General features: G+C 24.8%; 8 protein-coding genes. All 8 read right to left on the bottom strand.

From position 1 onward, the window contains the following. Positions 1 to 85 precede the first annotated feature (85 nt). Complete coding sequence (locus HX049_RS17540; RefSeq protein WP_006265041.1) at positions 86 to 673, bottom strand: hypothetical protein; 588 nt, start codon at positions 671 to 673, stop codon at positions 86 to 88. A gap of 577 nt (positions 674 to 1,250) precedes the next feature. After that, positions 1,251 to 6,143: an ATP-binding protein gene (locus HX049_RS17545; RefSeq protein WP_286417596.1), complete on the bottom strand. Its 4,893-nt coding sequence runs from the start codon at positions 6,141 to 6,143 to the stop codon at positions 1,251 to 1,253. A gap of 496 nt (positions 6,144 to 6,639) precedes the next feature. Next, on the bottom strand, positions 6,640 to 6,840 hold the full coding sequence (locus HX049_RS17550; RefSeq protein ID WP_286417598.1) for a hypothetical protein: 201 nt from the start codon (positions 6,838 to 6,840) through the stop codon (positions 6,640 to 6,642). Positions 6,841 to 6,870: 30 nt separating this feature from the next. Further along, complete coding sequence (locus HX049_RS17555) at positions 6,871 to 7,884, bottom strand: hypothetical protein (RefSeq protein ID WP_286417599.1); 1,014 nt, start codon at positions 7,882 to 7,884, stop codon at positions 6,871 to 6,873. After that, entirely contained in the window at positions 7,874 to 8,278 is a 405-nt protein-coding gene (locus HX049_RS17560; RefSeq protein WP_286417600.1) for a MauE/DoxX family redox-associated membrane protein, read from the bottom strand. Before HX049_RS17560 ends, HX049_RS17555 begins: the two co-directional genes overlap by 11 nt. Before the next feature lie 5 nt (positions 8,279 to 8,283). Further along, a complete protein-coding gene (locus tag HX049_RS17565) occupies positions 8,284 to 10,464 on the bottom strand; it encodes an outer membrane beta-barrel protein (RefSeq protein WP_286417602.1) in 2,181 nt (726 codons plus the stop codon). Between the two features lie 465 nt (positions 10,465 to 10,929). Continuing rightward, a complete protein-coding gene (locus tag HX049_RS17570; protein WP_411836122.1) occupies positions 10,930 to 11,541 on the bottom strand; it encodes an IS4 family transposase in 612 nt (203 codons plus the stop codon). After that, positions 11,538 to 11,804 carry a nucleotidyl transferase AbiEii/AbiGii toxin family protein gene (locus HX049_RS17575; protein ID WP_235280637.1) on the bottom strand — a complete coding sequence of 89 codons (267 nt, stop codon included), beginning with the start codon at positions 11,802 to 11,804 and terminating at the stop codon, positions 11,538 to 11,540. Before HX049_RS17575 ends, HX049_RS17570 begins: the two co-directional genes overlap by 4 nt. Positions 11,805 to 11,885 lie beyond the last annotated feature (81 nt).

An 11,885-nucleotide genomic window follows, 5' to 3' on the forward strand; every position in this document is an offset into this window, starting at 1 on the left:
ACGTATTAAGCTTCCTACGGTTCCGTTCAACGGGCTTTCATCTCGTGCCCTCCGGGCAAGACGAAAGCTTAGTTATTGTACTCAGTTATAATTGCTTTACTTTATCATTAATTTTTTTAAGAATTTCATCTTTATTATGAAGTTTCATAATTTCATCTTGCATAATCTGATATGAGGTTTCCAAGGTAGCTTTTCTACCTTCTTCGTATCCTCTTTTTTCAGCATTTTTCAAACTTATTGATATTGCGAATTCTGAAAGCTCTCGATAAAGAAGTATATATCTAATTAAAAATATAAAATCGGATGAAACTAAATCTCTTTCGTTTTGAAGTTCGTTTTGTTCAGTATCTATGGGAAACCAATCTTCAAGTTTTTTACAGTTTCGTCTGGTATCATCATTTAAATTCATAAACGTAGTATAAGAATTAACTTCAAATACATGAGCAAACTTATTTCTAATTTCAGCAAAAATTTGAAATTTTTTTTGTATTATATTGTCAACTGAAGACAAGTCTACTAACAAATTTATTTTGTGATTAAAGGACAACGCCATTGTTTTATAGCCAAAACTTATAGATTTATCTTTTTTAATTTGTAGTAATTCACATAATGTTAATGAACAGACTTCATCTAACATTGTTGCGTATTCAATTATGTATGCTCTTAATTTCATGGACGGATTTTATATAATTGCGTAAACATTGTTATTTCACGAAATAAAACACGGTGTAGTTTCGTAAAACAACACCATATGTGCATTTCGTTAAATTTGCTAACAATATAATTAGTTTTTTATAAAATAAGAAACTTACTTAAAGTATCTTATAATTCATATTCAAACATATTAAAACTTTCTCTAAATCTATTACGGAAATCCGTAAACCACTCAATATTTTGAGTCTACCTACTATCTCAATCAAAAACTCACGACTTCGGAGTAGTTTTTCAGCCCTCTGCAAGAGCAAGTCGTTTTGAAAGCGAGAATCTCAATTTCGAGTGCCTCAAAACATAACTTGCCATTATCATTCGATTACTAAATCCTTTGTTTTGTAGGATACCTTGCTAACGTTTTAGAACCTAGCATCAGTAGCGGAAATTGAAGCGAAAAGACGCAATTTCTTGCCACTGTAAACAAAATCAATATTATCTAATACAGTGTCAATTGGTTATAAAAAGAAAATACCTCGAGGAAAGTTCACGAGGTATTCAGTAGTATACTGCAGTAATTGTTAAAACTTAATATTACTCTTTTAAAATTGACAATATTCATAGAAAATTCTGTTTCCCTGAACTTCTCTTTCTCGATTAGATAAAAAACGCGTAACAATACTTTCATTTATAGCTTCATACTGATCAGTATTTAAGTATGTCAAATCGGAAATTTTCTTTAACCCTAAATAATTTAATGAAGACCCAATTTTTAATCCAGTTTTATTCTTTTTGCTCAAAATATATCTCTCATGAAAAGGTGTTGAACCGTCAGATTTTGATACTGTCATAAAATCAGAAATAGGCATATCTAAAGAAGATATTTCTTTCCATTTTTGTTCAATATTTTCTTTATTCATACCTTTATTAGTCAATACACTAAAACTAATCTCATTTTTAATATCATATAAAAGCTTGATGATATCTAGATCGTTAACATCAAAATATGGATCAATTATAATAATTTCATCTTTATCTATAGACTCATTAACTAACCAATTCACAATATAGTCAAATGCTTTTTGACGTTCTCCAATATCAATAATCACAAAATCTTCTTCCTTCTTTAATTCTAATGACGCTACTGAAGTTTCAAAATTAATAGAATGAAGTCTCTTTAGAAAATCGAAATTTAAGTTAGTACTAGTAAATATTTTCTTTATTAATTGTTGAATATTTTGTTCCTCTGTTTTATTGTGATATAATTTTGTCATTAAATTTGTTAAATAATACACAAAGAAAACTAGCGAATTATCAATCGAAGTTCTACAAGCAGGTGTAAAATATTTATCTAATAGGTTTATTTTTTTAGGAGGTATTTTTCCTGAATTAAGTAAAATAAGTGATTCTGTTATTGCATATAAAATATTCTTATCATTTCTAATCTCTTGCTCTTTAACATCCCTATTATTTTGTATTTTTTTTGCAAGGTCTAACCTATTCAAATGCTTTTTTAACAATTTATTTTTAGTAGAGCTTTCAGTTGAAATATTAATAGTTTCAACCAATTCCTTGCATAATTTTTCATCTATTTTGTACAGGGTATCTATTAAGTTTTTTTGATATGAAAACGCTTCATAAGTATCAGAAATATTATTTGATATAGTTAAACTTTCTTTCAATAGTTTAGTCCATTCCCCCCTATTTTGAGAATACATAATTTTAGAAATATCTTTAATTCTTTCAATATACTCATAATTGATTTCCATTGATTTAAGATCTTTTACAATATCTTCAAAAAAAGCTTTTCTTTCATTTTGTTTTAAATTTTCTATAATATGAGATTTGACAAAAATACGATCTGAAATATTATCTACATTATTATCAATATCTTCTAAGCTGATAGAGTAATGATTAGTACTGTATTTAGAAACAAACATTTGTGCTAATAATTTGTAACCATTATGTTGTATGTTATTTTTATCAGGTAATTTTGTTTTGATAATATTATCAAGTTCTGCTTTTAAATAACTACTTTGTTTTGCTTTAAAATCAACTTCTTTTCTTTTAAGATAATTTGTAACTTGTTCTATCGATTTAAAAATATAAAAATCTGTATTTAAGTTTTGTATTAATTGAATACTTTTGCTAACATCTGTAAAACTTGGTTCATTATACTTTTCATCTTGGTCATCATACTTTTTAAAAGGATTATTCTTTGTTAAAAAGAAAATACTAATATCAAAGTATATATCATCTGCCTTACTTATAGAAAGTTTGCTGATTATTTCTTTTGCATATGATTCATTAAATAAATATAGTAGACAGTATATTCCTGAATTATCAAAATGTATCAAATTCTTATTTATAATAATATTTGCTACATTCTTGTCAAATACTGCTTGAGCTTCTTTAATATGCCCCGCTGTATATAGAATAAAAACTAATTTTGAATAAAAACTAACTCGTAATTCATTAGATGGCAGCTTATTTATAGCATTTATAATTAATTTTAACTCTGCTGTATAATCATTACATTTCAACACTATTGCTTCAAAAGAATAAATTAATAGTTCTAGATTATAACAATAACTTTTACAAAACATTTCTGAATTAAAAATATTGTCTTTCTTATTTTTTATTGTCTCACCATATATTTTTTTTGCATAACTTATATCAATATCTGCAATATCAATACATATTTGGTTGACAATAGCAAGTCTACTCCAATCATTACTTACTTTATCAATTTCTTTTTCTAAACAATCTTTAACTTTTTTATACTTAATTTTATCATTATTCTTAGCGTTTTTTAAAATTTTAAGCATTAAAACACTTTGATAAATACCTTCACCAGGAGTCGTATTAAGAGTAGCCATACTGTAAGTATAAATTTCATATAATGACTCTATGCTTATTTTAATAATATCCTTTTCTTCAGCAAATTTTTCTAGTATTATAATAACAGCAATTTCTTTTAAAAAAATTTCTTTTATATCGTTAAGAGAGGTTTTAAGTAAATGAAGGTTTATACTGATACCTGAATTAAAATAAAGGTAGTTTTCTAAAATATCCATTTTTATTCTATCTCTATTGATAGTATTATTTAATTCATTACTTATGTCCCAAGCATATTTAAAATCTACAATACATATGTTTTTAATTATTTTTTTAAAAATCATGTAATGATTAGCAGTCCTTGTTAACAACTGGGTGATAGATTCTTTTAATAGCTCGATGTTGTATTTTTTTAACTTATCAATAAAACGATCTTTGTTTGTAAAAAGCGTGTTGTATATTAACGAAAAAGCTTCTGATTTAATTAAAAAATCACATTCTTTATTTGTATCATTTATTAATTTTTCAAGTATTTTATAACTTCTTTCTGGAGAATCGATTTTCTCTAATCTAAAAATATTTAATTCATACTGAGTTTTGTGTATAGTTAAACTTACATTTGAAACACTATTTTCGATAGATCTTAATTTTCTTATTAATTCTCTCTTCCTTTCAGACTCTTCTAATAAAACAATTTTAGAAGATAGTAAAATAAGAATTTCAATATCTATAAATTTATTACCATCATTGGATATCAATATCTCAAATGACTTATCTAATAAATCATCAAGTCCTATTTCATATTTTTTTAAGTTTTCAAGATATAATCTTATAATTTTAATTTTTTCTATGGAATCATTTTGCTTATCTATATCTCTAATTATATTTTTTAAAGGATAATCACTTAAAATATATGATAAAGCTCTAGTTATTTTTCGGGAACTAGAATTGTGAAATTTCTCTATACTTTCACTTAAAGAGTCCCTTTTATCATTATCAATTTCGTTATTTAAAGCCATTAATGAAAGCTTTGCTATAATAACATCATTTAAGTTATTGTTATTTCTGAATTCTTCATTATCTAATAATTTTAAAACAATTGATGAATCAATATGTATCATATCAGAAAAGATATCATAAACCACATCTCCTGTATTAGTAAAATCACAACTATGAAATAAAGAATTTATATCATCTAGTAGAGTTTTATCTATTAGTTCTTGTTTTTTCTTTTGATTTTTAGCAATTATACAATACAGACGTAGTCTCTCTATTGTTATCAATGAAGTATTTGCTATTTCAATTGCACCACTGTAATCATTAAAGGCTAATTTTGTGTTTACTTCAGAAAGTAATTCATTATTTTTTTTTAGATAATTGATAAAGCTTCCCTTAAGAGAAACATCAATAAGTTTGTTTTGTTTTTCTAATTTATTTGAAGCAAAGTTAGAGAATGTGATAATATTATTTACTGTGTTTAAATCTCCTGTAGATAGAAAAGAATTTAATAAAAAATCATCATTAATCTGCTCATCTAATTCTAGCCATTTACTGTTATTAGACATAATAGAAAGTATTTCAATTTTCTTTCTAAAATCATCTATATTATTTAACAAATATATAAGTGACTTTTCTACATATTCTTTTTGAGTGGCCAGTTCTTTTGAAAAGTAATCTTTATGTATACGTGAAATAAAAGTAACTTCCTCTACTTCGTCAGAGACTCTGTCAATTGATAAGATATCATTTTCACTTATAAGCCTTTTTATTTCCGTTTCCTTTTCTTCTAAAATATATATTAAATCTGATATAGATAGTATATTTGGGCTCAAAGAAATTAATGAATATATTTTTTTTAAAACTTCATTATCAAAATTAATACTTTCGTAATCAGATTGTAACCAATCATTATAATTACTACTATTGTCTAGTAATTCATTAATGTTTGTACTTAATTTCATTTTCCTTTTGAGAAGTGATAACCTTGAAGGTATTCCCTTAGTTAATTGATATATTTTGTTCTCTTGAGAAGCAGTTAAATTGTTGATATTTACATAAGAATTTATTTCAACAGCTGAGAAGCTTAAAACATTTATTTTCTCAGCATCTGATACATCTAATTTTAAATCTTTAGTAAAATTTTTAGCCTTGTTAACTGATATTATATAACAAAAATTTGCGGTACCTAAATAAAAATATTCACTTAGCTCATTCAAAAGTGAAGTATTCTCTTTACTTAACCCATCAATAATAAAATAAAAAACTTTGCTTTTATCTTGTCTTCTTAATTTAGTAATTAAGCGACGATAAAATTGTTGACTAACTTCCACTTCTTCTTCTGGGATATTTAGTAAAAATGCTAACTGATATACAATATTTTCTAGAAAATAATTTACAGAAAAATCAGCTTTATTCCCAGCTCTAAATATAACTGACATGCAATTATTGTCATTAGCTTTAATAAACTCTTGACAAATTGTAGTTTTTCCAATTCCTTCATCTCCTATAAGAAGAATTAAGTTTTTAATTTTTGATCTATCTTCTATTTCATATATATATTGAGTTCTTTTAATCAGTTCTGATTCTACAATATCTTCATATCCTAATGAAAAATCATAGGTATACTGTATTTTTGCTTCGAATACTTCTTCTAACATAAGCTTTATCTTTATAAATGAAAATGAATATATAAAAGTTTGTACTTTTTTTTTACAACTATTTAGTGAACTAAGTCTTATTCTTAGTGAACTATTAAATTCTTAAGTGCGTTTTTAATTTTTCTAAGATAATCTTAGAAAAACGAATACTACTTGTGTTTACTTGGCTCATACTAATTACTTTTTAGGTTCATTTTGTGATATGATAAAGAACTAGAAGATAACTTTTCTTTGAGTATAATGAAATAAATTAATGGATTAATATCTATAACGAAATAACGTTAGAATCATCGAGATGTGTCTTTGTCCTTACAAATTGAAAATTTTCCAGTATCAAAGACCACTCGTTTTTCTCCCGAAGGTCGCAAAATTGGTAAAAGAAAGGAATATTACTTAGTCGAACCTTAAAAAGTCATTTTAAGGTTCGACTAAGTAAATACGTTAAAAAAAAGTGGTCAGAATAGTTTCTGACCACTAATAATAAAAACCCCTAATTTTAATGTGGATCAGGGAATTTAGGCTCTGTCGGAATTGACACTCTTTCAGCCTCTCCATTAGTAATGATATCTCCTATCTGACATGTCCTATCAGATGATTGATCACATACATAACCAAGCTTCTGAGCACGAGCTTGTTGGTTTAAAACAAAACCGCCTGTAATTGCTAGAAGTGCAACAATAATTTTGATTTTTTTCATAATGTTTAAAATTTAATTGGTTAATAATATTTAGATACTTAAGATATCTCCGAATGAATATATTTTAACATTTTTCTTCTCATTTGAATACACTTTTTGAATATATGAATTATTAATAATCTTATTTTTTATCTGTATAATTTTACTGTTATTATATTGGCCACTTTCTATAGAATAATAATCTAATAAAAATCCATAATCGTATTGATTATAATAATTTGAAAAAACTATAAGTTCTTCTTTATTCTGATCTAAATGAACGCCTTTAGTAAAAGATTTAGAACCTTGAGATAATATAAAAGTATTATTTCTTGTATATATATTAGGAGTAACTTTCTTATCAGTTAAAATAAAAGTCTTTTTATAAGTTAAATCTCTATTAAATAAAATAATTTCTGGTATGTTATAATATGTGTAACTGAAATACCCACCTGTATGTTGGGTAAAATAGCCATCATAAAGAAGAATGTTTTCTTTCCTATAAATAGTGTCAGATTGACTTATTTGAATAGTATCTAATTCTTTATTGTCTTTTAATTTAAATACACCTATGTGGAACTTATCTTTCTTTTTAACTGTCGAGAAAATAAAAAATTCTTTTTCATTTATTGGAAAAGCATTATAAACAGAATCACATATTTTTTCTTTTTTCAAAGTTTCTCTATTTATTTTAATAAACATACTACTATTATTAATATAGTATAAAAAATCACTATTAAAACTAGATATTGTTAGTACACTATCAATATCTATTATGTTCGAGTTAATTAACTTCGATGAATTAGTACTATATTCATCAATAGATACAGATTTATTATTTACTTGATAGGCTAGAAATTTTGATTCATTATAGGAAAAAGATAACCTAGGCATTGTATAAATGTTTTCATTAACATCTAATAAAACAGTCTCTGTATAAATAGTTTTTCTATTTATTAGTGTATCATCATCAGAATCACTTTGCTTTTTATTATTATAAATAATAAAGAGAAAACCAGATCCTATTATTAATAATATTAATATAATTAAACTTTTATTTTTCATTAGTAGATAATTTTAAATAAACAAGAAGGGATAAAATACATATAGAAATATTAAATACAAGATGTTTAGTATATCCTAAATAATTTAAAAAACCACCACATCCACATGATGTATATTTATTAAAATAGCTTAGTATTATAATGTAAATAGAGAAGCATAAAAAAATTAAAAACAAACATAAAAAACCTATTTTTTCTTTAAGCACTAATGCTATTACTGTGATTATTTCAATTCCAATAACAAAATAAGATAATGGAATTATAAACCAACTAAAAAATAGTTGAGTATTCTCAATACTTAATATAAAAGAATTATAATTGGTTATTTTTTCGATAACAGACATTGACAAAAAAAAGATAAAAAATAACAACAGTAAGTTTTTTATATACTTCATAATATTTAATATTTAGCCTTAATTGGTAAGTCTCTTTTCATTCTTAATTTTTTATTTCCTAGAGTATAGCTTAAACTAACATATATTGAAGAATAGTTCTTTATCTCTTTAGATTTAAATCTTGTATCAACTATATTTATATTATCAAAACTATCAGAGTAAAAAGCATTATATTGTTCTTTAGCCTTAATAAATGGATTATTAATTACTAAAGAAGTTTTTAGATTCTTATTAATAAATTCTTTTTCAATCGTTAAGCTTACAAATGGATAGTTTACTTTATTTGATTCCAAAGCACTAAACATGTTATAATTATTATATGAAGAAGAGAATTTAAAACTTAAGCCTTTGTCTAAATTGTATTTAGCATAAAAGTCATAACCAACTAAATTCTTACTAGACTTATAATCTAAAATTTGAGCTTGAGATTTATTGAAGGTTAAGAGTGATTGGATTATAAAACGATCATTGATTTCAAAAAAACCACCTATATCAAAAGCATAACTTAAATTTTTTCCTAAGTTTAAATTTGTTTTAAATAGCATATCTTCATCTGATTTAAACAAGTAACTAACTGGTGCATTGTGATGAATTTTATATTTTCCCCTAATAAAGACATCTACTCCATTTTTGATTGAATAATTAAACTCGATTGATAAATTATCTATATTACTTTTTTTAATATTATAATTATCAATATTTGTATTTAAGTTACTATCTATACTATTTTGTTTGTTTAAGTCATATGCAGAAATTAATTGATAGGAATTATAATAATTTAGATAAGCTGAAAAGGAATTTTTGTTAAATGCTAACGTTGAACTATTTAATAAGACATTTTTATTATTATTAATAAGATTATATGAAAGATCTGTATTAAAACTAACATTCTTAATTAAGCTTAATGTAGTATTAAAAGCAAATTTATGACGCTCATTATTAACATTATTACCTTCTACATTTTTAAGTTCCGAGTAATAATATGAATAATATATATCATAGCGCATGGGAAGCTTAAAGAATTGCCTTTTTCTCTTTTTAAGAATAACATCAAAGTTAAGAGCATTGTCATATAGAATATTTCCCCAACTTTTCTCTTGGTAATCCCCTTTATTTTTATATTCATTATAAGTGTATAAAAATGATATATCAAAAGAAGTACTGTCGTTTACTATATTGTTATATGAAAGTAATGCGCCAGTATTTAGGTAATTAATATCTTGCTTGTAGTTCTCTTCTAATTCATTTTGGATAGTATTATATTTACTGTCGTTTTTATTTTTAGGAGTATATAAAAAGAATGAAGAACTAATAGAGTTTTTATCATTAATCTTAATACTAATCTCTGGTTGTAGAGTTAAACCATACGACTTAGTTTTATCTATGCTATTATTTATTTTCTTACTTGCTGAATATATTGTACTATGACTATCAAAAACAGATTTTCCTAGTCTAATAGGTAATGATACTGTTACCTTATTTTTTTTAAAAAAAGAGTTAGCATTAAAAACATAGTTTCCCTTATTTAAATTGTATCCAACGTTTAAATCCTCCCTAAAGTAGTCCAATACATTATCTTTCATTACAATATTAACTACTGGCTCTCCTATAACACCGTAAGCTGAATGTCCATAAGGTATTACCTCGATAGACTCAATATTTTTAGGATCAATATTTTCAATTTTACCGATAGTTTTTTTTCCATTAATAATTATAGTAACTCCTTTTCCCTTATAGTTGATTTTTTCTCCTTTAATAAAAAACATTGGGATGTTTTCTATAACATTAAATACTGTGGGATTTTCTCCTAAGTATTTTTCATTAATTTTATAATTAATACTACTAGCATCATTTTTTGTAGGAGAAACATATATAAGTAATTCTGACAAAATTTGATTGTCATTTTCTAGGATTACAGTTCTATTCTCATTTAATTCTAGCCAACTATATTGCTTAGTGATATAATTTTCTTTAAATAAAATGTAGCTAGATTTTTCTTCACCTCTAATAACAACTTCTCCTTTATAATCTGTCTTTAGTTCTTTTTCACTAGTAATTTCTATAAAAAGAACTTCTTCTATTGGATTATATAAAGAATCAAAAACTGTCACAACCATCTCATTAGTTTGAGAAAGCGCTTTTGTAAAACAAAAAAATAAAATTAGTAAGTAAGTTTTATCTCTCATAATCATTCATTCTTAACAAATATTAATCAGTTTTTAAAATATAAAATTATTCTATTCTTTAATTTCTATTTCAAACCTTATTTTTGTTAATTTTATTATAATATTTATTTTTCAAATATAGCAAAGATTAATTGATTTAAATTATTGTAAACAAATAATTACTTTTTATTTAGTTAATTTAAAATAAACTGAAATTTTTATAGATTATTTATAATTATAGGAATTGTTTTCATAATTGTATTATGCTTATTTTGTGAAAAAAATTAATATCGACTTTTATGTTTGTTTTAGATAAGTTACTTAGTGTCAGATGTAGATATTGTATAAATGTTTAATAGTTATAAAATATAATATATTGAAAAGTACGCTTATTAAATACTAACCATATGTAAAAAAGTCCTAAAAAAACAGTTTGTCTCTACCACTCCACAGATTAATAGGTAGTCTATGTTGATTTGAATGTTCTTAAACTCTACAACTAATGTAATTCCTAAGTATGGTACATAGATACTTCCACATACCTGTATAGACCGATAAGCCTGTGCCTTCTAAGGTATCCACCATCCATCTACTTTTATAAAGCTCACTAATTGTATTAGCAGTCCAGGTAAATTGATTTGTGATAAGCTCTATAACTTGCTCATTTTCTTGATCCCATACAGCTACTCGTCTTAGTTTATTAGGATATAGTTGTTTTGAGTTACCATTAGTTAAAGTAATTATCTCATCTTTTAAAATATTTTGATGTCTATTCTCAGGTAGTTCCAGCTCTTTAATTGTTTCAAATTTCAAGTTGTCTTTATGTCTAATGACAAAGAATACTTGTTTGCTGTCCCAGACATTTAAAAGGCTAAAATCATTATAAAAACGATCAGCAACTATAACACTACCTTTAAGTAAAGGAATGTCATAAGCGCCTTTATTATCAGCTGTTTTACCATTAGTAATATTAATATAATCTGGTAGATTTCCATCAAAATCAAGCAATGCATGCATTTTTACTGCCCCTCTAACGTTGTCAATAAATTCAATAGAATTGACAAGAGGATACTTATGAGCAATTAAATCTACTTTTATACCTCAATACAAGCAAGAACAGTATTAGTATTGTTTGCTATTCTTGTAATCTCAGCATCATAATTGTTTTGTAAGTAATCTGCTAAAGAATTAGGAGCAAAATCTGTGGTTGAAAACAAGTCTATATCTACAGAGAGTCTATGACCAATTTTTAATGCAAGTGCAGTATCACCAACTAAGATTAACTCTTTTAGTTTATCATCTTTCATAAGCCTTTGAAGTAATTCCAAAAGCTCATTAATAACGGTTTGTTTATATAACATAATTCTTAGTACACGACAAAAATATTAATTAGTTGATTTTAAGATAAATAAAGGGAGGAATTATTTGTAAAAAAGGCTGAT

The sequence above is a fragment of the Myroides odoratimimus genome (genome assembly GCF_030326305.1).
Taxonomy (GTDB): Bacteria; Bacteroidota; Bacteroidia; order Flavobacteriales; family Flavobacteriaceae; genus Flavobacterium; species Flavobacterium odoratimimum_A.

Excerpts from the sequence above, each read along its gene's own strand:
- HX049_RS17540 (WP_006265041.1), bottom strand. The coding sequence starts at position 673 with ATGAAATTAAGAGCATACATAATTGAATACGCAACAATGTTAGATGAA.
- HX049_RS17545 (WP_286417596.1), bottom strand. The coding sequence starts at position 6,143 with ATGTTAGAAGAAGTATTCGAAGCAAAAATACAGTATACCTATGATTTT.
- HX049_RS17550 (WP_286417598.1), bottom strand. The coding sequence starts at position 6,840 with ATGAAAAAAATCAAAATTATTGTTGCACTTCTAGCAATTACAGGCGGT.
- HX049_RS17555 (WP_286417599.1), bottom strand. The coding sequence starts at position 7,884 with ATGAAAAATAAAAGTTTAATTATATTAATATTATTAATAATAGGATCT.
- HX049_RS17560 (WP_286417600.1), bottom strand. The coding sequence starts at position 8,278 with ATGAAGTATATAAAAAACTTACTGTTGTTATTTTTTATCTTTTTTTTG.
- HX049_RS17565 (WP_286417602.1), bottom strand. The coding sequence starts at position 10,464 with ATGAGAGATAAAACTTACTTACTAATTTTATTTTTTTGTTTTACAAAA.
- HX049_RS17575 (WP_235280637.1), bottom strand. The coding sequence starts at position 11,804 with ATGTTATATAAACAAACCGTTATTAATGAGCTTTTGGAATTACTTCAA.